19 protein-coding genes are annotated in these 23723 nt (G+C 61.8%); 9 read left to right on the top strand and 10 right to left on the bottom strand.

Going from position 1 to position 23723, the window contains the following annotated elements; all coding sequences use genetic code 11:
* Window positions 1-117: 117 nt before the first annotated feature.
* Window positions 118-939, bottom strand: coding sequence for a cellulose biosynthesis protein BcsN (gene bcsN / locus K9B37_RS15945; RefSeq protein ID WP_224314478.1), 822 nt, complete (start codon window positions 937-939; stop codon window positions 118-120).
* Between the two features lie 566 nt (window positions 940-1505).
* On the opposite strand from bcsN, the gene K9B37_RS15940 reads away from it, so the two are divergent.
* A complete protein-coding gene (locus tag K9B37_RS15940) occupies window positions 1506-2693 on the top strand; it encodes a multidrug effflux MFS transporter (RefSeq protein ID WP_224314476.1) in 1188 nt (395 codons plus the stop codon).
* Here K9B37_RS15940 and K9B37_RS15935 read toward each other — a convergent pair.
* The gene (locus K9B37_RS15935) at window positions 2647-3594 is read right to left on the bottom strand and encodes a LysR family transcriptional regulator (protein WP_224314474.1); all 948 of its coding nucleotides are present in this window, start codon (window positions 3592-3594) and stop codon (window positions 2647-2649) included. The two genes, K9B37_RS15940 and K9B37_RS15935, sit on opposite strands and share 47 nt — an antisense overlap.
* A gap of 122 nt (window positions 3595-3716) precedes the next feature.
* Between K9B37_RS15935 and K9B37_RS15930 the strand changes: the two genes are divergently transcribed.
* Window positions 3717-4913, top strand: coding sequence for an acyl-CoA dehydrogenase (locus tag K9B37_RS15930; protein ID WP_224314472.1), 1197 nt, complete (start codon window positions 3717-3719; stop codon window positions 4911-4913).
* Window positions 4914-5425: 512 nt separating this feature from the next.
* Complete coding sequence (locus tag K9B37_RS15925) at window positions 5426-6601, top strand: CaiB/BaiF CoA transferase family protein (protein ID WP_224314611.1); 1176 nt, start codon at window positions 5426-5428, stop codon at window positions 6599-6601.
* A gap of 11 nt (window positions 6602-6612) precedes the next feature.
* Here K9B37_RS15925 and K9B37_RS15920 read toward each other — a convergent pair whose 3' ends face one another.
* On the bottom strand, window positions 6613-7191 hold the full coding sequence (locus K9B37_RS15920) for a TetR/AcrR family transcriptional regulator (protein ID WP_224314470.1): 579 nt from the start codon (window positions 7189-7191) through the stop codon (window positions 6613-6615).
* Between the two features lie 147 nt (window positions 7192-7338).
* Here K9B37_RS15920 and K9B37_RS15915 point away from each other — a divergent pair, with 147 nt between their 5' ends.
* Window positions 7339-8472, top strand: a complete 1134-nt coding sequence (locus tag K9B37_RS15915; RefSeq protein ID WP_224314469.1) for an efflux RND transporter periplasmic adaptor subunit — start codon at window positions 7339-7341, stop codon at window positions 8470-8472.
* An 11-nt stretch (window positions 8473-8483) separates the two neighbouring features.
* Window positions 8484-11576, top strand: a complete 3093-nt coding sequence (locus K9B37_RS15910) for an efflux RND transporter permease subunit (protein ID WP_224314468.1) — start codon at window positions 8484-8486, stop codon at window positions 11574-11576.
* Between the two features lie 81 nt (window positions 11577-11657).
* Here the strand turns inward: K9B37_RS15910 and K9B37_RS15905 are convergent, their stop codons facing one another.
* From K9B37_RS15905 to K9B37_RS15875, 7 genes are all read right to left on the bottom strand, one after another.
* Window positions 11658-12110: a Fur family transcriptional regulator gene (locus K9B37_RS15905; RefSeq protein ID WP_224314466.1), complete on the bottom strand. Its 453-nt coding sequence runs from the start codon at window positions 12108-12110 to the stop codon at window positions 11658-11660.
* Between the two features lie 177 nt (window positions 12111-12287).
* Window positions 12288-12710 (bottom strand): Fur family transcriptional regulator, encoded by a 423-nt coding sequence (locus tag K9B37_RS15900; RefSeq protein WP_224314464.1) that lies wholly within the window; start codon window positions 12708-12710, stop codon window positions 12288-12290.
* Between the two features lie 228 nt (window positions 12711-12938).
* Window positions 12939-14114 (bottom strand): Gfo/Idh/MocA family protein, encoded by a 1176-nt coding sequence (locus K9B37_RS15895; RefSeq protein ID WP_224314462.1) that lies wholly within the window; start codon window positions 14112-14114, stop codon window positions 12939-12941.
* Window positions 14115-14119: 5 nt separating this feature from the next.
* Window positions 14120-15196, bottom strand: a complete 1077-nt coding sequence (locus K9B37_RS15890) for a sugar phosphate isomerase/epimerase family protein (RefSeq protein WP_224314460.1) — start codon at window positions 15194-15196, stop codon at window positions 14120-14122.
* A 103-nt stretch (window positions 15197-15299) separates the two neighbouring features.
* On the bottom strand, window positions 15300-16253 hold the full coding sequence (locus K9B37_RS15885; protein WP_224314458.1) for a substrate-binding domain-containing protein: 954 nt from the start codon (window positions 16251-16253) through the stop codon (window positions 15300-15302).
* A 58-nt stretch (window positions 16254-16311) separates the two neighbouring features.
* Window positions 16312-17310 (bottom strand): ABC transporter permease, encoded by a 999-nt coding sequence (locus K9B37_RS15880; RefSeq protein WP_224314454.1) that lies wholly within the window; start codon window positions 17308-17310, stop codon window positions 16312-16314.
* Window positions 17307-18827 (bottom strand): sugar ABC transporter ATP-binding protein, encoded by a 1521-nt coding sequence (locus K9B37_RS15875; RefSeq protein ID WP_224314452.1) that lies wholly within the window; start codon window positions 18825-18827, stop codon window positions 17307-17309. The genes K9B37_RS15880 and K9B37_RS15875 overlap by 4 nt, the downstream gene beginning before the upstream one ends.
* Before the next feature lie 261 nt (window positions 18828-19088).
* Here K9B37_RS15875 and K9B37_RS15870 point away from each other — a divergent pair, with 261 nt between their 5' ends.
* From K9B37_RS15870 to K9B37_RS15855, 4 genes are all read left to right on the top strand, one after another.
* Window positions 19089-20171 (top strand): LacI family DNA-binding transcriptional regulator, encoded by a 1083-nt coding sequence (locus K9B37_RS15870; protein ID WP_224314450.1) that lies wholly within the window; start codon window positions 19089-19091, stop codon window positions 20169-20171.
* Between the two features lie 152 nt (window positions 20172-20323).
* Window positions 20324-21850, top strand: a complete 1527-nt coding sequence (locus K9B37_RS15865; RefSeq protein WP_224314447.1) for an ABC transporter substrate-binding protein — start codon at window positions 20324-20326, stop codon at window positions 21848-21850.
* A 71-nt stretch (window positions 21851-21921) separates the two neighbouring features.
* Window positions 21922-22863 carry an ABC transporter permease gene (locus K9B37_RS15860; protein WP_224314445.1) on the top strand — a complete coding sequence of 314 codons (942 nt, stop codon included), beginning with the start codon at window positions 21922-21924 and terminating at the stop codon, window positions 22861-22863.
* Window positions 22863-23723, top strand: coding sequence for an ABC transporter permease (locus K9B37_RS15855; protein ID WP_224314443.1), 861 nt, complete (start codon window positions 22863-22865; stop codon window positions 23721-23723). Before K9B37_RS15860 ends, K9B37_RS15855 begins: the two co-directional genes overlap by 1 nt.

Raw genomic sequence — 23723 nt, 5'->3', positions numbered from 1 at the left:
ATGAACAATCTCGTCTGAGTTTTTTACGTCACAGGCAACGCATAATCTATGCAGACCAAGGGGTCTATCGTTATCTCAACGGTCAAGATGCGACGATTAACCATGCGTTTTCCGGGGCTAGGATGGGGGTGGAACGACCGGGTAGCCTTCAAGAGGCCGCCGCGGTTCGACTGGGGCTGCGGGGACGACCGGGGCCTCCAAGGGGCGAGCGGGTGCCCGGTGCGGGGCAGGACGAACGATGGCTCGGGCAGGTGGTGAAGGGGCAGGGGGATTAGCGCCGGTTCCCATGCCGACGGGAAACGAAGGCGCATCGATGGCGCCCAGCTGCGAGGGCACAGGAGGGGGTTCCCCAAAGGGATTCCAGTCCATGGACGAGAAATAGGCCGAGATGGTGAAGGCATACATGGTTCGGAGGAGCTGTTCCTCCGTCGCGTCGGCATCGCAGAGCCGTAGCCTCACCGAAATAATGCCAGCCGGAGTGAGGATGGCCGGCTTGTTCGGCTCGATCTCCTGCCATGCATAAAGGCATGTATCGCCGGTTCCCGAGCGGCCCGTCGCGAAGCCGAAGGGCCCGTATTTGTTCTGCACGTAGTAGAGCGAGGTCCGCATATCGAGGCCCGATAGCCGGCTCTCCATTTCGCTCTGTAGCCGGTCCGGTGTGATTCGGCGGACCTTAAGAACGTCATCGATCTCGGAGGGAACTTCCAGGTCATTGACGAAGCTGACGAAAAAGGCGTTCTGCCCGCTCGTAGTCGAGGCAGTGGAGAGGGCGATCTCCTGGGTAATCCCGTTTTTGTAGGTCCGCTGGAGCACGGCGACGACGGCGGGGCCTCCGGGCGGAGGCAGGATCAGGGCCTTGGTGGCGGGAACCTCCGACATGAGGGTGGCAAAGCGCAACTCGGACTGGGTCGAGCACCCAGCCAGAAGCGCCGCGGCCATGATGGGGACGGTCTTCAACACCCTAAGGGGAGATTGGACCAGGAGCCACGGTCTCCGGCGGATGGACCGTACGTCAGAATCCGGAGAAGGCGAGAACGATACGGACAGCATGCTTCGGGACAAAGTTCGCCACATCTCAGCCGAGGTGCTCGCAACACGGGAAAGTCTGCATGATGGTCCCTCCTCATGTTGGCCGCTGCCGTGGATGAAATGCCTAACCAGACATGGGCAAATATGGTTAATGAAATGTGAAGCTTTGCCGTAAGGTCAGCCATTTCCAACTGTGCTCGACACATTTGAGCAACACTTTCGGCGAGCCGCGTTGCTCCTAGAGGCGTGGATCCGCGAGGCCGTTACGGCTACAGTGTCGACGCGAGCTGGACGGATTCTTGTCTTGCGCAGTATCGCGGAGCGTCATAAAACACCTCCGTGCAGCGAGCAGGCCTATCATCTGCTCTGTCCCGGCCCCGGCGCTTCTCCCCATCCCTATTGTTTCCTGCGTTCGCATGAGCGCGGGCCATTTGTCCTTTCCGGCATGTTTGTCGGGCCAAGGAAAGCTTCCTTCCATGAAATCCACGTTTCTCCGCAATGCCCTTGTTCTCGGCATGTTGTCGGCGGTTGGGCCGTTTGCCATCGATATGTATTTGCCGGCCTTTCCGGCGATCGCACGCGAATTGCAGGTCGATGTCAGCGCCGTTCAGATGAGCCTCATGAGCTTCTTCCTGGCGGTCGCCCTCTGCCAGGTCATCTATGGCCCCGTGTCCGATCAGGTCGGGCGCAAGCCTCCGATCTATTTCGGTCTGGCACTCTTCATCCTGGGTGCGATCGGGTGCAGCTTCGCGCGCAACGCCGAAACACTGATCGCCTTCCGATTCCTCCAAGGGGTCGGCGCCTGCGCCAGCATGGTCATCACCCGCGCCATCGTCCGGGATCTTCACACTGGCGCGGAAGCTGCCCGGCTGATGGCGACGACGATGCTGGTCTTCAGCGTCTCGCCAATCCTGGCGCCGCTGGCGGGCAGCACGCTCACGGAGTTCTACAGCTGGCGCGTCATCTTTTGGGCCATCGCCGGGATCGGGCTCGTCGGCCTCGTGATCGTCGCCACGCTCCTGCCAGAGACGCGAAAGGCGGATACGGGGCGACGGAGCGTCGGCCAAGTCGTACGGACCTATGGGAGCCTGCTCAAGGATTGGCGCTTCCTGGGGCTCGTCTTCATCGGCGGCTTGGGGCAGTCGAGCTTCTTCGCCTATCTGGCGGGATCCTCGGTCGTGTTCATCGAGCATTTCGGCCTGACGCCATCCCGCTACAGCCTCGTCTTCGCGTCGAATGCGGTCGCGTTCATCGGTGGCGCGCAGTTCAACAGCACACTCATGCGCCGTTTCGGAGCGGAGCGCGTGGTCCGCACGGCGATCAGCGTCTTCATGGTGCTGACGAGCATATTGCTCGGGCTGACGCTGTCCGGGGTGGACAATCCTTATGTCCTGTGGGGCCTCCTCTTCGCCTCCTTCGGTTGCCTTGGTCTTGTGATTCCCTCCACGGCGGTGCTGGCGCTCGAATCCCACGGGCCGATTGCCGGGACGGCCTCGGCCCTCATGGGGACGCTGCAGCTCTGCACCGGCGCTGTCATGATCATGCTGGTGAGCACGTTCTTCGATGGGACGCAGCGGTCTATGGTGGCTGCGATCGCAGCGTGCGGCTGGGCAGCCTTCACCCTGAGCTGGACCGTGCTGAGGCGTCCACAGACATACCCTTAGACGATGGATCCTGCTGGGCTCTCGTCTTGATCCAGTCGCGGAAGGAGCGCACCAGCGGCGCCTCGGCCTTCGGCTCCGGGTAGACGAGGTAATAGGCGCCGCTGCTGATCAGACTCTGTGGGAACAGGGCCGTCAGGCGGCCCGAGGCCAATTCGTCGGCGATCAGGAAGTGCGGAATGAGGCCGACGCCGATGCCCGCGACGGCGGCTTGCGCGACCATGGCGAACTGCTCGAAACGAGGACCTCGGAGGGCGTTACCGATCGGCACGCCGACGCTGGCGAACCACTCAGCCCACGCGGTGGAGCGGGTGCTCTGCTGCAGGAGAATGGCGCGGGTCAGGTCCTCCGGGACCTCGATTCGCTCCCGTCGCCTGTATTCCGGGCTGCAGACGGGAACGCATTCCTCGTCCATGAGATGATCGCACAGAGCGCCAGGCCAATGGGGCTGGCCGAAATGAATGGCGGCATCGAAGGGATCGGCCGTAAAATCGAAAGGAACGAGCCGGACCCCGAAATTGACGGTAACATCCGGATGCCTTTCGAAGAACTCGGGCATCTGCGGAATGAGCCAGCGGGTGCCGAAGGTGGGCAGGACGGCGAGATTGAGGACACCTCTCGCGCCGGAGAGGGCGATGGCTTGGCGGGTGGCATCCGAGAGCTCTCCAAGGGTGTTGCGCACGTGGGTCGCGTACATTCGTCCTACATCAGTCAGCACCACGCGTTGCCGCGTCCGGCTGAACAGGGAGACGCCAAGTGAATCTTCGAGCTGCTGAATCTGCCGCGAGACGGCGCTCTGGGTCAGGTTCAGCTCTTCCGCAGCCCGCGAGACGCTCCCGTGCCGGGCCGTCGCCTCGAAAGCCAAAAGATTGCCGACGCTCGGGAGAAAGCCACGTCTGAGCACAAGTTCATTCCATTTTAGAATAACCTGCTTCGAAGATGTCGCTTTACTTCCGCGCTGTCCAGGGAGATTTTCCGGCCCAAATTCATCAGCTGTTTTCGGCGCTCAGAAGAAGGACCAGAGCCATGGCCGGTGCTCACGAACTTGCAAAGCTCAAGTGGGACGATCCCCTCCTGCTCGACGATCTTCTCACCGACGACGAACGCATGATCCGGGATACGGCTCGGGCCTATGCCCAGGAAAAGCTCCTGCCGCGGGTCATCGAGGCCTATCGCGAGGAGCGCACGGATCGCGCCATCTTCAACGAGATGGGAGAGCTCGGCCTTCTCGGCGTGACGCTGCCTGAGGAATATGGCTGCGCCGGCGCGTCCTACGTCGCCTATGGGCTGGTGGCCCGGGAGGTGGAGCGGGTCGATTCCGGCTACCGCTCCATGATGAGCGTGCAATCCTCCCTCGTGATGTACCCGATCTATGCCTATGGGAGCGAGGAGCAGCGCCGGAAGTACCTGCCGAAGCTGGCCTCGGGCGAGTTCGTCGGCTGCTTCGGATTGACCGAGCCCGACGCCGGCTCCGATCCGGCCGGCATGAAGACCCGCGCCGAGAAGATCGACGGCGGCTATCGCCTGACCGGCTCCAAGATGTGGATCTCCAACTCCCCCATCGCGGACGTGTTCGTGGTCTGGGCGAAGTCGGCCGCTCATGACAATCAGATTCGCGGTTTCGTGCTCGACAAGGGAATGAAGGGCCTCTCGGCACCGAAGATCGGCGGCAAGCTCTCGCTGCGTGCATCGATCACTGGTGAGATCGTGATGGATGGCGTCGAGGTGCCGGAAGAGGCGCTGCTGCCGAACGTATCAGGCCTCAAAGGGCCGTTCGGATGCCTCAACCGGGCCCGCTACGGCATCTCCTGGGGCTCTATGGGAGCTGCGGAAGACTGTTGGCACCGTGCCCGTCAGTACACTCTCGATCGCAAGCAGTTCGACAGGCCGCTCGCGGCAACCCAGCTCGTGCAGAAGAAGCTCGCGGATATGATGACCGAGATCACCCTTGGCCTTCATGCCTCCTTGCGCGTCGGCAGGCTCTTCGATGAAGGCCGCATGGCACCGGAGATGATTTCGCTGGTGAAACGCAACAATTGCGGCAAGGCGCTCGACATCGCGCGCGCGGCGCGCGACATGCACGGCGGCAACGGCATCCAGGAAGAATATCACGTGATGCGCCACGCGCAGAACCTAGAGACCGTGAACACCTATGAGGGCACGCACGATGTGCATGCCCTGATCCTAGGCCGCGCGCAGACTGGATTGCAGGCGTTCTTCTAGCAAGATACATCGTATCGGATGAATGCTGGATTGCTTCCAAGGCTGGGTGCTGTTCTGTTCGTTTGTGGTTTCGCCGGGAGCGCCACCGTTTCCATGGCTCTGTCGGCGGAACTGCCCTCAAGAATGGATACCATCAAGGAAAGGCTGAGGATCTTTGATGCTTTGCCTTGGAAAGCCTATGGAAGCTCCGGCGTTGAATTCCGAATCACTCCGGTCACTCCTACAGAATTGCTGGACGGGGCGTTCCATTACGAACCACCGATCTACTACCTGCCTTATCCATCTCACCACGCAGTTTGCTGGCCAGAGATGAAGGTCTGTTCGAACTCGGATGACGTTTTCTGTGACGTCGACACTCTCGGTGCCCCAGAGAAAGTAGACGGGCGATTAGTGCTCGCCGCGCGATGGGTGCAAGCGATGCAATGTATTCCGCACAATCATTTGCTCGTTCTTGAGCGGAGTATGCATGATTCAGTGATTTATCGAGGAGGTGTGAGACCTTGACCGCTTCAATCCAGCGCCCTCTAGAGGGCCTCAAGGTCCTTGAACTCGCCCGCATCCTCGCAGGTCCCTGGGTCGGCCAGCTTCTGGCCGATCTCGGCGCGGACGTGGTCAAGGTCGAGCGGCCAGGGGCCGGCGACGACACTCGTGGGTGGGGCCCCCCTTTCATCGAGGCCGCCGACGGAGGCGATCTTTCGGCCGCCTATTTTCACGCATGCAATCGCGGCAAGCGGTCTATTGCCGTCGACTTCGAGACCAGCGAGGGGCAGGAGCTTGTCCGGAAGCTGGCAGCTCACGCGGACGTGGTGGTCGAGAACTTCAAGGTCGGGGGGCTGAAGAAATATGGCCTCGACTACGAGAGCCTCAAAAAGGTCAATCCGCGCCTCGTCTATTGCTCGATTACCGGTTTTGGCCAGAACGGGCCTTACGCCTCCCGGGCCGGATACGATTTCATGATCCAGGGCATGGGCGGGATCATGGATCTGACGGGCGATCCTGAGGGGGAACCTCAGAAGATCGGTGTCGCCTTCGCGGATATTTTTACCGGGGTCTATTCGGTCGTGGGCGTATTGGCGGCTCTCCGGCGCAGAGACGCGACCGGGGAGGGCGCGCATCTCGACATGGCTCTCCTTGATGTCCAGACGAGCGTTCTGGCGAACCAGGCCATGAATTATCTGGCGTCCGGCAAGGCGCCACGGCGGATGGGCAATGCCCATCCCAACATCGTGCCCTACCAAGTCTTCCCAGTTGCGGATGGTCACGTGATCGTCGCGGTCGGCAACGACGGGCAGTTTGCGCGCTTCGTGGCTGTGCTCGGGCGTCCTGAGCTGGCGGCAGACGAGCGCTTCAAGACCAATGCCGGACGGGTGCGGCACCGGCCGGACCTGGTTCCGGTATTGACGGAGCTGACGCTCCGGATGACCCGCGAGGGTCTTCTGTCGGCTTTGGAGGCTCGGGGCGTTCCAGCCGGCCCGATCAACACGGTGGCGGATGTCTTCGCTGATCCTCAGGTCATCGCGCGCGGCATGAAGATCGATCTCCCGGCGCCGGCTGCGAAAGAGGGGGCGATTCCTTCGGTTCGCTCGCCCATCGTGATGGATGGCGAGCCTCAAGCTGCGACGCGGCCGTCGCCGCGTTTGGGAGAACATACGGACGAGGTCTTGAACGATCCGTCCTGGATCGCCTGATACGGAGACGATCAGGCCCCCTGCTCGGCGATGCCTCTGTCGAGCAGCCGGTTGATGGCCGTGACGACCCGCTCCCGGTCGCTGTCCGAAAAGGGGCTGATGTCATGCATTTCCATGCTGCGGAGGCCTTCGGCCGCGAGCCAGGCGAGAAGGCTGGCATCGACATCGTCCGAATTGGATTTCAGCTTCTCGAGCGTTTCCCTTACAACGTTGCGGACAGGCTCGAGGAGGCGTGGATTTTCCGAGGATGCCGCGAGCATCCCGGTGGCGATTTCCTTCATCTCACCGCCGCCGCACATCTTGATCAGCGCGGCCGTACAGAGCTTCGCTTCGAGGTTGCGGCTCGGCGTCAGCTGGGCCCGCAGCGCTTCCTTTTCGGACGTCACTTCATCGACCAGCCGCTGAATCATCGCTTGGAGGAGTGATTCTTTGCTCGGAAAGTTGTAAAGAAGCCCGCCTTTGCTGAGCCCTGCTCTTTCGGCGACGGCATCCAGGGTCAGACGCCCGGCTCCGATTTCGCCGACCAGTTCGGCGGCTGCATCAAGAATCTTTTCTCGGGAGCTCTTCCGGCCCCGGATACAAGCGAACATTCACATCTCTTGCAACTAAACCGTCCAGACGGTATATAAATGGTGCTGCGGCATTGGCGTCAAGGGGAAGTTGCGCTACAAGCCGCCCCCCTCCTTAGGCAGATAGGATCCGATTCTTCGGACCTGCAAAAATTCGGAACAAGCTCCATGAAACGGCGCATTGTAGTGTCTCTTGTGTTCATTCTTGCGATTGGACTCTGCGCCGGTCTGGTCTGGTTCAATTTCTTCAAAGACAAGATGATCAAGGATTTCTTCGCCAATATGAAGGCACCGCCTCAGGTGATCTCTTCGGCGAAGGTGGAAGCCAAGACTTGGAATCCGGCTGTGAGCGCCATCGGTACGGCGCGCGCCGCGAACGGCGTCGAGCTGTCGTTCGAGACGCCCGGCATCGTCAAGGAAATCAAGTTCAAGGCGAACCAGGAAATCCGCAAGGGTGAGGTTCTCGTTCAGCTCGACGATACGGTGGAGCGCGCCGATCTCACCGACGTCCAGGCTGCCGTGAAGGTCGGTGAGAGCAATTTCGAACGGGCGAAGACCCTGTCGTCCCGCGGTTATGGCACAGAGGCCAATTTCGATCAGGCCAGCGCTGCGCTTGCCGCAGCCCGCTCAAGGCTCGCGCGCCTGGAGGCGACGATCGAGCAGAAGGCGCTGAAGGCTCCCTTCTCCGGCGTGATCGGTATTCCCCGCATTGATGTCGGACAATATCTCCAGCCGGGAACGGTGATTGCGAGCTTCCAGGATCTCTCGTCCATGAAAGTGGACTTTACTGTTCCGGAGCAGCAGGCGAGCAAGATCAAGCTGGGGCAGGAGGTTCGCATCGGCGTTGCGGACAATGACTTGCGATTTGCGGCCCGCGTGACCGGCAAAGACCCGCGCGTGGACCCCAAGACACGGCTGGTTTCCGTCCAGGCAGTCGTAGAGGCTGGAGAGGATGGGGCGATCCTTCCCGGTCAGTTCCTCCATGTGGAAGCGATTCTGCCGGCAGAACCCAATGTGCTGACGATTCCTCAGACAGCCGTGATCACCAGTCTTTACGGTGACTACGTCTATACCATCGAGCCGGAAGACAAGGGCGGACAGAAGGTCGACGTGGCGAAGCAAGTCTTCGTCAAGACCGGCCGCCGTCGCGGCGGCGCGGTGGAGATCCTGTCGGGCGTGGAAGCAGGTCAGCAGGTCGTCGCCTCGGGCCAGAACAAGCTGCAGGCGGGATCCGCCGTCAAGATCAACAACACGATCGATCTGACCAAAGTCGACACGACGAAGCTCGCGACCGGAGAATAGGCAGTATTCCTATGAGTTTCACAGAACTCTTCATTCGCCGCCCGGTCTTGTCCATGGTGGTGAGCCTCCTGATCCTGCTGCTTGGTGCGCAGGGTCTGATGAGTCTCCAGGTGCGTCAGTATCCGGAGGTCGAGGAAACCACCATCACCATCACGACGACCTATACGGGCGCCAGTGCCGACCTGATGCAGGGCTTCATCAGCACGCCGATTGCCAAGGCGGTGTCGAGCGCGGAAGGCGTCGACTACGTGACGTCGCAGAGCCGGCTCGGCTTGAGCACGGTCTCCGTGCGCATGCGTCTCAACACGGATCCCAACGCGGCCCTCACGGAAGTGACCGCAAAGGTGCAGACCGTGCGCGCGCAGCTGCCGACGGATGCGGAGGATCCGGTCATCGTAAAGGGCACGGGCCAGACCTTCGCCCTCATGTATCTGACCTTCGCAAGCTCCGAGATGAATGCAGAACAGGTTTCGGAGTTCCTCACGCGTGTGGTGCAGCCACGCTTCGCGACGCTTGAGGGCGTCGGCTCCGCCGAGATTCTCGGTGGACGCGACTTCTCCATGCGTGTCTGGATCGATCCTGTGCGCCTCGCGGCACGCGGCGTGACTGCCGGCGATGTCGTGTCCGCCGTGCGGTCGAGCAACTTCCTTGCGGCTCCCGGCAAGACCCAGAACGAGTTCGTCGCTTACGCACTCGAGATGCAGACCACCTTCCAGACGCCGGAATCGTTCGGAACGCTCCCGATCCGCTCCAATGGCGATCAGGTCGTGCGTCTGCGTGACGTTGCGGATGTCGCCCTGGGCCCGAAGAGCACCGACACCAAGGTGAGCTTCAACGGCAAGGAAGGCACCTTCATCGGCATCACGCCCACGCCATCGGCGAATCCGCTGACGGTGGCGGCGGCGGTGACGAAGGCAATCGATTCGATCCGGCCGACGCTCCCGAAGGGGATGACGGTTCAGATCGTCTACGACGCCTCGAACTTCATCTCGGCGTCGATCGAGGAAGTGTTCAAGACGATCGGTGAAGCGGCCTTGATCGTTATCATCGTCATCCTCTTGTTCCTGGGCTCCTTCCGCTCGGTGTTGATCCCGATCGTGACGATTCCGCTCTCGCTGGTCGGCGTCTGTTTCGTGCTGTTCGCACTGGGCTATTCGATCAACCTCTTGACGCTGCTGGCGATGGTGCTCGCCATCGGTCTCGTGGTCGATGACGCCATCGTCGTGCTGGAGAACATCCATCGGCACATCGAGGAGGGACTGAAACCGATCGATGCCGCCATCGTTGGCATGAAGGAAATCTTCGTGCCGATCGTGTCCATGACGATCACGCTCGCAGCGGTTTATGCGCCAATCGGCTTCACGCAGGGCCTCACCGGCACCTTGTTCCGCGAGTTTGCGTTCACGCTGGCCGGATCGGTCGTGATCTCGGGCATCATCGCGATAACCCTGTCTCCGATGATGTCGTCGAAGCTGCTGAAGCCGCATGGCCCTGGTGGACAGAAAGGTTTCGCAGGCCTTGTCGACCGTACCTTCACGAAGGTGGAGAACTGGTACGCCCGGCGGCTGAAGGGGTCGCTCGACTACCGGTATGTCACGCTGCTGATCGTGGCGGCGCTTCTCGGGACCACGGTCTTCTTGTTCCTGAAGACGCCGTCCGAGCTCGCGCCGGAGGAGGATCAGGGCGCGTATCTGGGTCTGGTCAATGCGCCGCAATACGCGACCGCCGACTATACGCAGGCCTTCTCGACGCAGTTCACGAACGCAGCCGAGAAGATTCCTGAGATCGATGACTCCTTCCTGATCGTCGGCATCGACGGCGGCGGCGGCGGATTCGTCGGCTTCAAGCTCAAGGAATGGAGCGAACGGCACAAGAAGGGCGCCGTCACCAAGCAGGAAATTCAGAACCTTCTGAACGAGAATGCGGGTGTCCAGGCGTTCGTCTTCGCGCCACCCTCGCTGCCCGGTGCAGGCGGTGGTCTGCCGATTCAATATGTCCTGCGTACGATCGGCGACCCCGCCCAAGCCTATGAGGTGGGCGAGCAGGTGAAGCAGAAGGCGATGGCGAGCGGTAAGTTCATCGTCGTCCAGAACTCCGTTTCCTACCAGACGCCGCGGGCGCGGATCGTCGTCGATCGTGACCGTGCGGCGGCCATGGGCGTGCCGGTCAGCGAGATCGGCAACACGCTCGGGGCGCTCGTGGGTGGCGCGCCGATCTCCAAGTTCGATCGCGACAACCGGAGCTATGACGTCATCAGCCAGGTGAAGCAGGAAGATCGTCTGAATCCGGAGCGTCTCGGCGAGTACTATGTGCGCGCGTCGGACGGTTCGATGGTGCCGCTCTCCGCCTTGGTTCACATCAAGACGGACGCGTCACCGGCATCGATCGAGCAGTTCAATCAGCTGAACGCGGCGACGCTCTCCGCGCTTCCGATGCCGGGCGTGACGACCTCGGAGGGGCTTCAGACTCTTCGGTCGATCGCACAAGAGATCATGCCGCAGGGCTTCTATGAGGACTATGCTGGCCAGTCTCGTCTCGAGGTGCAGGAGGGAAGCTCGATCGCGCTGGCCTTCGGCCTTGCGATCATTGTGATCTATCTCGTGCTGGCGGCTCAGTTCGAAAGCTTCCGCGATCCGTTCATCATCATGATGTCGGTTCCGCTGTCGATGTTCGGTGCCATGATCTTCCTCAATCTCGGTCTGGCGACCCTCAACATCTATACGGAAGTCGGCCTGATCACGCTCGTGGGACTGATCACGAAGCACGGCATCCTGATGGTCGAGTTCGCCAACGAGCTGAAGGAGAAGAAAGGCCTTGATCGACGCGAGGCGATTCAGGAAGCGGCGCGCGTGCGTCTGCGCCCGATCCTGATGACCACTGCGGCCATGGTGCTCGGCGTGGCGCCGCTGCTCTATGCCAGCGGGGCGGGTGCGGCAGCGCGCTTCTCCATGGGCCTCGTCATCGCATCCGGCATGTCGATCGGCACGATCTTCACCCTCTTCGTCGTGCCGATGTTCTACACCTTCATCTCGCACGAGCGGACGAAGGTGGCCGTCGAGGAGAAACGAGCATCGATGCCTCGCCGGGCGTTGGCTGCCGAATAACAAGAAAGGCCGGGCAATGCCCGGCCTTTCTGTTTTGTTGCCTCGATGGGACGGGCGGGGTCCGCCCTTGTCCTTAAAATGTCAGCGAACCATCTCGCCTTCGACTTCGATGAAGGGCGACAGCGACTTGAAGCCGGCTTCTTCCGCAGCCTTCTTGACCGCCTCGGCCACTTCTTTCGAATGGACCTCGACGGTCTGGCCGGTCTTGGTGCAGACGAACATGATCTTCATCGCGTTTATCTCCGGCTGCCCGTGGGACACGATGTAGGAGTTCTGGGTCGCCAGGCGATGAACGAGTCCGGCATCGCGCAGGAAGTCCAGAGCCCTGTAAATCGTGACCGGAGCAAGACGCTTCTTGTCGCTGCTCAGGCGGTCGACGAGATCATAGGCGCCAACGGGGCCGCCGCTCTGGACGAGTTCGCGATAAACCCGCTCGCGGATCGGCGTCAGGCGGAGGTTGTTGGCGCGGCACAGATCGTCTGCACGCTGGAGGAGCATGTCCTCCTCTTCTTTCCGATGGGCTCGGGCGTTCATACCTGGCTCCTGTAATTTCAAAACCTACATGTTCATATAGGTAAAGCTTCGCCCGCACAATGTGGTATCGTTGCAATTTCTGCTTGCAATGTTGCATAGCGGCCTATGCTTTCACGCGAGGTACCTCTTTTGGTTTTCCTTGGCGGTCTTCCTAAATTCCTGCACCAGGACAATAAGTTAGGGCAGAGCCTCCGAGCAGCAACCCCCACAGAGGCCTCTCACCTCGACCGTGACCTTCTTGGGCCGGAACGCGTGAGCCTCGCTCCAGCCAGACAAGCGCTCGTCGATCTGTGAATCGGTAAATTCAGTCACGAGTCCGCAGGATTCGCAGATTGCAAAGGCAGCCATGTCATGGTGATGGGGGTGCTTGCAGGCTACATAGGCATTGAGACTTTCCAGCCGATGCACCAGTCCCCGTTGGATCAGCTTTTCGAGCGACCGGTAGACAGTGGGAGGGGTCACCGCCCCTTTGCCCCGCATCTTGTCCAGAACTTCGTACGCCGAGAGGGGATTTTGCGCTGCGATCAAGATCTTGTGGACACGCTTCTGGGTGTCGTTCAGCCCCTCGACGGTGTGATCATGGTGATGGGGCGAGGCCATGAATGGACAAGTGCTCCGTGTCTCGAACAAAACGCCGATCCGGACAGGAAAGAGCGCCAAGCCTGAGGATCAGCCGTCAGAAACCGAGCGGCCAGCCCTCAAGGATCATTTATAGGCACGACGGTGACCAGTTGCCAGTCCGTCTCCCCGCGCTGTGACAAAGTGGAGAGACACCGGTGGAAGAGGCACCCGCGGGGTGCGAGCGCCTGCCGGTAGTTCGATTGTGAATCAGAGGGGCACCCAGGCCGCCTTTCTCTGAGAAGAGCGCACGGCCGCCTCGATGAATCGGACGCCGCGGACGCCGTGGTCGACCGTCGGCACCTGGAGCGCATAGGGATTCGGCTCCCGCTCTTCCAGCCGGGCGGCGATCTGCTCGGCGACGTCCGTGTAGATCTGGGCAAAGCCCTCCAGATATCCTTCCGGATGTCCGGCAGGAATGCGCGAGGCCGCCTGCGCCACTTCGCTGGCACCCGCGCCATTGCGGCGGATGAGGCGAGGCGGCTCGCCGAGCGGCGAATGGATCAGCACATTTGGGTTTTCCTGGTGCCATTCGAGACCACCCTTCTCGCCATACACCCTAATTCTCAGCCCGTTCTCCTGGCCTGCGGCCACTTGGCTGCACCACAGCATGCCCTGCGCCCCCGAGGCGAAGCGCAGCATCATGTGGGCGTTGTCGTCGAGACGGCGCCCCGCCACGAAGGTATGAAGATCGGCCGCCAGCGAGATAACTTCGATGCCGGTGATGAACTCGGCCAGGTTGAAGGCATGCGTGCCGATATCGCCGACCGCTCCTGCCGGCCCGGAGCGGGCAGGATCCGTGCGCCATTCCGCCTGCTTGCTGCCGGTCTCTTCAAGCTTGGTCGCGAGCCAGTCCTGGGCATATTCGACCTGGACGACACGAATCTCGCCGAGGTCTCCCGCCTTCACCATCGCCCGTGCCTGCCGCACCAGTGGGTAGCCCGTGTAGTTGTGCGTGACTGCGAAGATGAGGCCGGATTCGTGGGCAAGCCGCGCCAGTTGGTCAGCTTCCCGACGCGTCGTGGTCAGGGGCTTGTCGCAAATCACATGGATGCCTGCCTTGAGAAAAGCACGTGCTGCCGCGGCGTGGGCGTGGTTCGGCGTCACGATCGCCACCGCATCGATTCCATCCTTCAGGCGGCGTTCTCGCCGTGCCATCTCGTTGAAGTCGCCATAGATCCTGTCTTCCCGCAGCAGCAGGTCCCGCCCCGAGAGGCGGGCCCGTTCCGGATTGGACGACAAGGCCCCGGCGGCCAGCTCCCAGCGATCGTCGAGCCGCGCCGCGATGCGGTGGACGGCCCCGATGAACGCGCCGCGGCCGCCGCCGACCATGCCGAGCCGAAGGCGACGATTGAGTTTCTTCGTGTCGGACCCCTTGATCGTCATGGCACTCACTCCGCCGCCTTGGGCAAGGTATCGAGGCCGAGCAGCCGACGATTGGCCGCCTCGTCCGTTCCACCCGCCGCGAAATCGTCGAAGGCCTTTTCGGTGACGCGGATGATGTGGCCCGCGATGAACTCGGCCCCTTCGCGAGCGCCGTCCTCAGGATGCTTCAGGCAGCATTCCCATTCCAGCACAGCCCAGGAATCGTAGTCGTACTGAGCGAGCTTGGAGAAGATGGCATTGAAATCGACCTGTCCGTCGCCCAGGGAACGGAACCGACCGGCCCGATTGATCCAGCTCTCGTAGCCGCCATAGACGCCGACGCGGCCGGTCGGATTGAACTCGGCATCCTTGGCGTGAAAGGCCTTGATGCGCTCGTGATAGAGATCGATGAAGGCGACGTAATCGAGCTGCTGCAGCAGGAAATGGCTCGGGTCGTAGTTGATGCTGGCCCGTGCATGACCGCCGACCGCATCGACGAACCGTTCGAACGTGGCGCCGTCGTGAATATCTTCGCCTGGGTGAATCTCATAAGCCACGTCGCAGCCGGCCTCGTCATAGGCGTCGAGGATAGGGCGCCAGCGCCGGCCGAGCTCCTCGAAGGCCGTCTCGATCAGGCCGGATGGCCGTTGCGGCCAGGGATAGACGAACGGCCAGGCCAGGGCGCCGGAAAACGTGACGCTCGCTTTCAGGCCCAGGCGCCGGGACGCCTTGGCGGCCATCAGCATCTGGTCCACGGCCCATTCCTGTCGCGCGCGCGGATTGCCGCGAACCGCTGGCACCGCGAAGCCGTCGAAGGCTTCGTCATAGGCGGGATGAACCGCGACGAGCTGGCCCTGGAGATGGGTCGACAATTCCGTGATCGAAAGCCCGTGGGAGCGCACGATTCCCTGGATCTCATCGCAATAGGCCTCCGATTCCGCGGCCTTCGCGAGATCGAAAAGTCGGCCGTCCCATGTCGGGATCTGGACGCCCTTGTAGCCGAGAGACGCCGCCCAGCGGCAGATGGAGTCGAGCGAGTTGAACGGGGCTTCGTCGCCTGCGAACTGGGCGAGGAAAAGACCCGGCCCTTTCATGGTTTTCATGGAATGCCTCCCGGTTTCCTCTGTTCCAGGCAAAGGAATGGCCGACCTGTGATCTGCATTGAAAGGTTTGTCCCTCCCGGGACCGGGAGGGACTGGCGCCGTATTAGAAGGGCGAGTTGGGGAAGTAGTGCTCCTTCGCGTTGTCCTTCGTGATGAGCTGGGCATTGAGCACGTAGGTGCCACGCATCGGAGCATCGGTGAAGAACTGCGCTGCCGTGACGTTCATCGCCGTTGCAATCATCGCCGGAGGATAGGAGACGTCGGCGGGAATCATCTTGTCGCCGTCCATGACCCGCTTGACCATATCCTTCATGCCCGCGCCGCCGAGGACGAACTTGATGTCCTCGCGCTTGCCCTGGCGAATGGCCTCCAACACGCCCAGGGCCATATCGTCGTCGGACGCCCACACCGCATCGATCTTCGGATGCTTGGAGAGATAGTCCTGCATGACCCGGAAGGCGTCGTCGCGGTTCCAGTTGGCATACTGCTTGTCGATGACTTTCACGCCGGAACCTTCGAGAGCCTTCTCGAAGTTAACGACCCGCTCCTCGTCGATGACGGTCGGAATGCCGCGGAAGACCACCACGTTGCCGGATTTCAGGTTGTCGGCCATGTACTTTCCCGCAACCCTTCCGAATTCGGGATTGTTGCCGGCGACGTAGATGTCCTGGATCGACGCATCTTTCAGGCCGCGATCCACGACCGTGATGAAGGTGCCGCGTTTCTTCACCGCCCGGACCGGATCCGTCAGTTCGTCCGAGTTGAAGGGGAGGACGACCAGGGCGTCGATCTTCTGCGCGGTGAGGTCATCAAGGGCGTTGGCCTGAGAGGCGCCGTCCGGCGATGTCTTCACGACGACCTTCAGGCCCGGATAGGTCTTCTCCAGCTGCTTGGCCGCTTCCTGTGCGTGATAGACGACGCCGCCCGTCCATCCGTGGGTCGCCGCCGGAATGGAAACGCCAATGGTCACATTCTTCTTGTCCTGTGCCATGGCGCCTGTTGCAAGGCCGGCGAGCAGGCCCGCTGCAGCCGCCAGTCTCAGTGTCGTACGTTTCATCTTTTCCTCCCTCTGGATTGCTTCGAGCTCCTAGTGCGACCGGTGAACCCGACCGGTTTCATCGTCCGCGCTGGAGCGAGCGCTGGACGAGCATGGCGATGATGATGATGGCTCCCTGGACGGCGCCGACCAGAAACTCCGACACGAAGTTGGACAGCACCATGATGTTGGCGACGAGTTCGAGAATGACGGCACCTGCCACCGTCCCCCAGATCCGGCCGATTCCGCCTCTCAGGGCGGTTCCGCCGACCACCACTGCAGTGATTGCCTGGAGTTCCCATAGGAGGCCGGTGGTCGGCGTTGCCGAGCCCAGTCGCGGCACGTAGACGAGCACGGCGATGGCGACGCAGATCCCTTGAATGACGTAGGTGAGGGTCCGCACCCGCCAGATTGGTACGCCGGAATAGCGCGCGACGTCCTCGTTCGACCCGATGGCAATGACGTGGCGCCCGAACGAGGTCTTGTAGAGGAGAATGGCCCCGATGGCGGCGGCGGCGAGAAACACTAGGATCGGGACCGGTATCCCGGCCACGGTGCCGAAATAGGCCGGTCGATAAAGCTCTCTCAGGTCGGCATTGCGCAGGGTGATCGTTCCGCCGGCCGCAAGCCAGATCACCAGCGAGCGGAAGATCCCCATCGTACCGAGCGTCACGATGAATGGCTCGATCCGTCCGAACGTGACGATCAGCCCATTGGCGAGTCCGCACAGAGCCCCCAGTACGAGGGCCGCGCCCATGCCGAGCAGAAGCGTGCTCGCATCGGCGCCCCCTGCGCGGTTGAGAATGAGAATCATCGCGCCGGCGATGAGCGCCGCCATGGAACCGACCGACAGGTCCAGGCCTCCGCCGGAGATGACGAAGGTGGCGCCGACGGCAATGATGGCGATGAAGGCCGAGCGCGTGACGACATTGAGAAGATTGGATGCGGTCAGGAAGTCGGGATTGATGAGCGCCCCGGCAATCATCAGGACGATGAGTGCAATGAAGGGAGACAGCGCCCGCATGTCCAGGGAAAAGCGGCGTGGCTGAGACGTGCTGCGGAGAGCGGTTTCGGTCATGCATGGCCTGCGGCGATTTTTGCCGCCCTTTCTTCGTGAACGCCGGTCGCGAGGAATACGATAGCGTCTTCGGAGAGATTTGAATCGGCGACCTCACCGGCGATTGTTCCGTTGCGCATCACCAGGACGCGATGGCAGAGGCCGATCAGTTCCTGCATTTCCGACGAGATGACGATGACCGAACGGCCCTGTTCGGCGAGCGTGGCGATGAAGGTGTAGATCTGTTGCTTCGTGCCGATATCGACGCCGCGCGTCGGCTCGTCGATGATGACAATCTGGGGATCGGCCAGCATCATCTTGGCGAGAAGAAGCTTCTGCTGATTGCCGCCCGAGAGCTGTCCAGCGAGCATGTCCTTCCGCCGGGCACGAATGTCGAAATCACGGATGGCGCTGTCGAGCGCCGCTTCCTCCGCTGCTTTGTTTACGACTGCCCCGCGGACGAATTTCTCCAGGGCCGCGAGCGTCAGGTTCACGCGCAGGTTCTGCTGCAGCAGAAGGCCCTTCCCCTTTCGATCCTCGGACAGGTAGACGATCCCGGCAGCCATGGCCTCCCGCGCGTCCTTAAACCGGACGGAAGAGCCGCGGAGCGCGATCGATCCTTGTCCTGGGCGTAAGCCGAGAAGGCCCTCGAACAATTCCGTCCGCCCCGCGCCGATCAGGCCGCCGAAACCGAGGATTTCGCCTCGCCGCAGCGCGAAGGATGCGTCTTCGACGTGACCGGGCACCGAAAAATGCCGAACGGTTAGAACGATCTCGTCCGAACTCGTCGCCGGCTTCTCGGGGTAGAGCTTCGACATGTCACGCCCGACCATCAGGCGGGCCATTTCCAAGGGCTCCAAACCCTCGATGTCGCGGTTTGCCACGAGGCGGCCGTCGCGCAGGACCGTCACGCGATCCGCGATCGCCTTTACCTCGTTGAGCCGGTGGGAAATGTAGAGGACCGCGACGCCCTGGGCGCGCAGCTTCCGAATGATGGTGAAAAGGCTCTCTGCCTCGATCGGCGTCAACACCGCCGTCGGTTCGTCGAATGCGACAACCCGATGCGGCACGAGAAGCGCCCGGGCGATCTGCACGAGTTGCCGATCCGCGATGGAAAGGTCACGGACATGGATGTCGGGATCGATGCCGGTGCCGAGTTCCGCCAGAACGGCTCGTGTCGCCTCGCGCATGGCGCGGTCGTCGACGAAGCCGAACCGCTTCATTTCCCGTCCGAGATAGACGTTTTCGGCAACTGTCAGGTCTTCCGCGAGGAGGATCTCCTGGTGAACGAGGACGATTCCTTGCGCTTCCGCATCCACGGGGCCCGCGAAGCGGACAGGCCTCCCGTCCAGGGTGAGGGTCCCTTCGGTCGGCGAGAGATGGCCCGACAGGATGCGCATGAGGGTGGATTTCCCGGCGCCATTCTCACCGATGACGGCATGGACTTCTCCCGCTCTCAGGTCGAGCGACACGTCGTGGAGAACCTCGATTGGGCCGAAGGACTTCGAGATGTTCTCTGCGTGAAGAAGGGAAGCCATGAACTGCTCCGGACCGTGATCGACGGTGTCGAGCCGCCGCCGGGATCCGGGGCGGTTTGAGGCGCTTGAGCGCCTGAAGTCAGCAGGGCAGGGGCGGCGAGAACATAGGGCATTCCTCCTGGTCGCTCCGCATCCTCTTTTGGGATGCTTGGCGAACGAGACCTCTTGCAACGTTGTGCATGGGGCTCGATGTAATCGATTACATGAACTTTACCGCAATGGCCGCATCTGTCAAACAGGGGCGCAAAGATAAGGTTCGCTATGGACGACATCGGGCAAAAGCGCCGCCTGGGGCGCCGGAGTACCCCTCATCGCGGTGTTCGTATCCAGGAGGTGGCAAAGCTCGCCGAGGTATCGACGGCGACGGTCAGTCGTGCGCTTGCGAGCCCGCAGAGGGTGTCTCCTGAAAAGCGGGCCCGTGTCCTCGAGGCGATCGCCAAGACGGGCTACACCCCCAATCTGTCGGCCCGGTCCCTGCGCTCGCAGAAGACCGGTATGATCCTGGTGGTCCTGCCCGATCTGGCGAACACCTTTTTCTCGCGGATCCTGCGCGGCATCGAGGAGACTCTCTTCGAGGCGGGCTATGGGATGATCATCAGCGATCTCGACGGCTCGCCCGAAAAGGAGGCGCATTTCGCGGCCTTCACTGCCGCTGGCAGGGTCGACGGGGCCATCCTCCTGAACGGACATCTGTTCGGGCAGAGCCGGGACGGGCAGGGGCGAGCGGCTGAGATCGACATGCCCATCGTTGCGCTCTGCGAGTCGATCCCGAATGCCGATATCCCTCAGATCGAAATCGACAATCGGGCCGCGGCTCGCAAGATGACGCAGTATCTTGCCTCGCGGGGGCACCGCCGCATCCTCTATGTCAGCGGTCCGACCGGAAACGTTCTCGAACGGGAACGCTATCGGGGCTATCGGGACGGGTTGCGCCGGGCGGGCCTGTCGTTCGAGCCGGAGCTGGTCGTTCCGGGCGACTACACCATCGAGTCGGGAATGCAGGCCGGTCGGTTCATCGTGGAGCAGCGCCGTCGCCCCTCGGCCGTGTTCTGCACCAGCGACGAGATGGCCATCGGCCTCATCCGCGTGCTCCTCTCCGCCGGCATTCGAGTGCCGCAGGATATCTCCGTAGCGGGTTTCGACGACATCGAATTCGCCGTCGTAGCCGAGCCCGCCCTGACGACGATCCGTCAGCCTCGCCAGGAGTTGGGACGGGCCGCCGCTTCGGCCTTGATCGCCTTGCTGCAGAAGCAGGAAACGCCCCGTCTCATCCGTTTGGAAACCGAACTCGTCATCAGGGACAGTGTCGCGGAACCCCGACCATCCCGCGACGGACGCGGCTAAGACCGCTCTTCCTCACACGCCGATCCCATCCGGTACCTCCGAATAGCCTCGCTGCTTTTCGGCGCAGGCCGGATTGACGGTCTTCTCGATCTGCCGCAGTATGACATAATTAAGATCCATATTGCGTAAATATGGAATAATGAGGGGAAGTCATGAAATTCATCGGTCGTGCTCTGCTGACGGGCCTCGTGGCTCTTGGAATAAGTCCAGTTGCTGCCCAGACGCCGGGTGGTGTCATCAACGTCGCAACCGTCGGCGAGCCGCCGACGATGGATCCCATGGTATCCACGGCCGATCTCGTCGGCATCGTGACCCAGCACTTCTACGAGACCCTCTTCACCTTCGATAAGGACTGGAAGGTGACGCCCCTCCTGGCAGCGACGATGCCCGAGATCACGGAGGGTGGAAAGGTCTACACCATCAAGCTCCGGCGTGATGTGACCTTCCACGACGGCTCGCCGATGACGGCCGACGATGTCGTGGCGTCCCTGAAGCGCTGGATGGATCTCGCCTCCCGCGGCAAGCAGACGGCCAGCAATATCGACAAGGTCGAGGTGGTCGATCCGGCAACGGTGCGCATCACGCTCAAGGCGCCTTATGCGCCCCTTCTGGCGCTTCTCGCGTTCAACAACTCCGCGGCCGTGATCATGCCGGCCAAGAAGATGGAGAACCCGCTCAAGGAACCGGTCGGCACGGGCCCATACATGCTGAAGGACCGCAAGGCCGACCAATACATCCAGCTCGTGCGCTACGACGGCTACAAGCCGCGCGAGGGAGCGCCCGACGGGTATGGTGGTGCGCGCAAGCCGCTGCTCGACGAAATCCGCTTCGTGCCGGTGCCGGATCCCAACACCCGGATCGAGGGTGCGATCTCCGGCCAGTTCGACTATGTCGATGCGCTTCCCGTCGAGGCCTATGATCGCCTCAAGGGTCAGAAGGCCACGCAGCCCGTCGTTCTCAAGCCTTTCGGCTGGCCCGTCTTCGTCATGAACACGAAGCAGGGCGTCATGGCGAATGTCGATACGCGTATGGCGGCACGGCTGTCGCTCAGCATGGAAGACATGCTTGCCGCCGCTTTCGGCTCGACGGACTTCTATAGCCTGGATGCTGCCATGTATCCGCAAGGCTATGTCTGGCACACCAATGCCGGGACCGAGGGCAAGTACAACGTCGCCGATGCCGAAAAGGCCAAGGCCCTTCTCAAGAAGGCTAATTACGACGGCTCGCCCGTCCGAATCCTCACCAGCCGGCAATACGAGTTCCATTACAAGATGGCGCAGGTTGCCGCCGAGTATCTGAAGCAGGCCGGCTTCAAGGTGGACATGCAGGTGGTGGACTGGGCGACGCTGACGCAGCGCCGGGCCGATCCGGCCGTGTGGGACATCTACATCACGCACAGCCCCTTCCTGCCGGAGCCCGCGCTGATCGGCCAGCTCTCCGAGAGTTCGCCCGGCTGGTGGTCGACTCCTGCACGGAAGCAGGCCGTTGATGCCTTCAATGCGGAAAGCGATCCGCAGAAGCGCGTCGAGCTGTGGGCCAACGTTCAGAAGGTCATGTACGACGAGACCCCGAGCATCAAGATCGGTGACTTCAACGCTCTCGCCGCTCAGGCGCCGAAAGTCGAGGGCGTCGTTCCGGCTCCGTGGCCGTATTTCTGGAACGTTTCCATCAAGAAATAGCAAAAACCATCCGCTCTTAGGGGAGGCGCGGTTCCTGCGCCTCCCGGCTCCTCGGATCGAAAAGAATCAGAATGGGTCGTTACGTTCTCCAGCGCCTGCTCGGAATGCTCGCCGTGATGTTCGTCGTGGTGACGATCGTCTTCGTGATCGTGCGGATTGCGCCCGGCGATCCTGCCGCCGTGATGCTGGGTCCAGATGCAACGCCCCAGGATGTCGCGGCCCTGCGCGGACGCCTTGGCCTCGATCGGCCTCTTCTGGTGCAATATGCATTCTTCCTGGCTCAATTGGTCCGTGGCGATCTGGGTGAATCCATCTTCCTCAATCAGCCGGTGCTGTCCGCCATCGCGGATCGGGCCGAGCCGACCTTCTTTCTGACCCTGTTCTCCATCCTGATCGCGGCAGTCATCGCCATTCCGATCGGAGTCCTCTCCGCCTACAAGCGGGGTTCGCTTTTCGACCAGAGTGCCACCACCCTCGCCATGCTGGCAGCTTCGGTTCCCAGCTTCTGGCTCGGACTACTGCTCATTCAGTTCTTTGCCGTGCGGTTCGGTCTGTTCCCCGTTTCCGGCTATGGTGGTCCAGGTGCAAGCTTCATGACGCGCTTGTCTCACCTCGTCCTTCCCGCCTTCGCACTCGGCATCGTCTCCTCCGCGCTCATCCTGCGCTTCACGCGCGCCAGCATGCTCGATGTCCTCAATGACGATTACGTCCGCACGGCGCGTTCGAAAGGGATGAGCGAGTTCCGCGTCGTGATGAAGCATGCCTTCAAGAATGCGCTCATTCCCGTCCTGACCGTGATCGGTCTGACGGCGGCCCTTCTGGTCTCCGGCGCCGTCGTGACCGAGACCGTCTTCGGGCTCCCGGGCGTCGGAAGCCTCGTCGTATCGGCCGTTCTCCGGCGGGATTATCCGATCATACAGGGAGCGCTGCTGGTCATTGCCGCGCTCTATGTCCTCATCAACTTCCTGATCGACATGCTCTACCTCGCAGTCGATCCGAGGGTACGGTACTGATGGCTGCCGTCGCGTCCAATCCGGAGCAGGTGCGTTTCCTCACCCTCCTCATCCGTCGTCGCACGGTCCTCGTCGGCCTAATGGTCCTCCTGACGATCGCCTGTGTGGCGATCCTCGCGCCCGTGATTGCGCCCTATGCGCCGAACAAGCTGTCGGTTGTCAACCGGCTGAAGCCTCCGAGCGCGACTTTCTGGTTCGGGACGGACGAGTTCGGCCGGGATGTCTTAAGCCGCACCATCTATGCCGGGCAATTGTCGCTGCTCGTTGGCGTCTGCGTCGTATGTTTCGCATCCGTTTTCGGAATCGCCCTTGGTCTTGTGGCAGGCTTTTTCCGTCGGCTCGATACGCCTGTGGCACGCTTCATCGACGCCATGATGGCGTTTCCGGATATTCTGCTCGCCATCGCGCTCGTTGCCGCCCTTGGTCCCTCGCTGGCAACGGTGATCGTTGCCCTCGGAATCGTCTACACGCCGCGCCTCGCCCGCATCGTGCGCGCATCGACGCTTGTAATCCGTGAACTTCCTTACGTGGAAGCTGCGCGGGCGCTCGGCGTCTCCACATGGCGCATCATGACGCGGCATGTTCTTCGCAATCTCGTCTCGCCCATTCTCGTCCAGGCAACTTTCATCTTCGCCTACGCGATGCTCGCGGAAGCCGGGTTGTCGTTCCTCGGTCTCGGCGTGAGTCCAGAGGTGCCGACCTGGGGGACGATGATCGCGGCCGGCCGCCAATATGTCGGCCGCGCCGATTGGATGACCCTGTTTCCCGGAATTGCCATCATCCTGTCCGTTCTGTCGCTGCAGATGGTGGGAGACGGCTTGAGGGATCTGCTCGACCCACGTTTCAGAAAGGATCTTTGA

It is taken from the genome of Microvirga puerhi (assembly GCF_020089865.1).
Taxonomy (GTDB): Bacteria; Pseudomonadota; Alphaproteobacteria; order Rhizobiales; family Beijerinckiaceae; genus Microvirga; species Microvirga puerhi.
This window is presented reverse-complemented; position numbering and strand designations above follow the sequence as displayed.

Coding starts and splice junctions, on each gene's coding strand:
- bcsN (WP_224314478.1), bottom strand. CDS start 939: ATGGCCGCGGCGCTTCTGGCTGGGTGCTCGACCCAGTCCGAGTTGCGC.
- K9B37_RS15940 (WP_224314476.1), top strand. CDS start 1,506: ATGAAATCCACGTTTCTCCGCAATGCCCTTGTTCTCGGCATGTTGTCG.
- K9B37_RS15930 (WP_224314472.1), top strand. CDS start 3,717: ATGGCCGGTGCTCACGAACTTGCAAAGCTCAAGTGGGACGATCCCCTC.
- K9B37_RS15920 (WP_224314470.1), bottom strand. CDS start 7,191: ATGTTCGCTTGTATCCGGGGCCGGAAGAGCTCCCGAGAAAAGATTCTT.
- K9B37_RS15915 (WP_224314469.1), top strand. CDS start 7,339: ATGAAACGGCGCATTGTAGTGTCTCTTGTGTTCATTCTTGCGATTGGA.
- K9B37_RS15910 (WP_224314468.1), top strand. CDS start 8,484: ATGAGTTTCACAGAACTCTTCATTCGCCGCCCGGTCTTGTCCATGGTG.
- K9B37_RS15905 (WP_224314466.1), bottom strand. CDS start 12,110: ATGAACGCCCGAGCCCATCGGAAAGAAGAGGAGGACATGCTCCTCCAG.
- K9B37_RS15900 (WP_224314464.1), bottom strand. CDS start 12,710: ATGGCCTCGCCCCATCACCATGATCACACCGTCGAGGGGCTGAACGAC.
- K9B37_RS15895 (WP_224314462.1), bottom strand. CDS start 14,114: ATGACGATCAAGGGGTCCGACACGAAGAAACTCAATCGTCGCCTTCGG.
- K9B37_RS15890 (WP_224314460.1), bottom strand. CDS start 15,196: ATGAAAACCATGAAAGGGCCGGGTCTTTTCCTCGCCCAGTTCGCAGGC.
- K9B37_RS15885 (WP_224314458.1), bottom strand. CDS start 16,253: ATGAAACGTACGACACTGAGACTGGCGGCTGCAGCGGGCCTGCTCGCC.
- K9B37_RS15880 (WP_224314454.1), bottom strand. CDS start 17,310: ATGACCGAAACCGCTCTCCGCAGCACGTCTCAGCCACGCCGCTTTTCC.
- K9B37_RS15875 (WP_224314452.1), bottom strand. CDS start 18,827: ATGGCTTCCCTTCTTCACGCAGAGAACATCTCGAAGTCCTTCGGCCCA.
- K9B37_RS15870 (WP_224314450.1), top strand. CDS start 19,089: ATGGACGACATCGGGCAAAAGCGCCGCCTGGGGCGCCGGAGTACCCCT.
- K9B37_RS15865 (WP_224314447.1), top strand. CDS start 20,324: ATGAAATTCATCGGTCGTGCTCTGCTGACGGGCCTCGTGGCTCTTGGA.
- K9B37_RS15860 (WP_224314445.1), top strand. CDS start 21,922: ATGGGTCGTTACGTTCTCCAGCGCCTGCTCGGAATGCTCGCCGTGATG.
- K9B37_RS15855 (WP_224314443.1), top strand. CDS start 22,863: ATGGCTGCCGTCGCGTCCAATCCGGAGCAGGTGCGTTTCCTCACCCTC.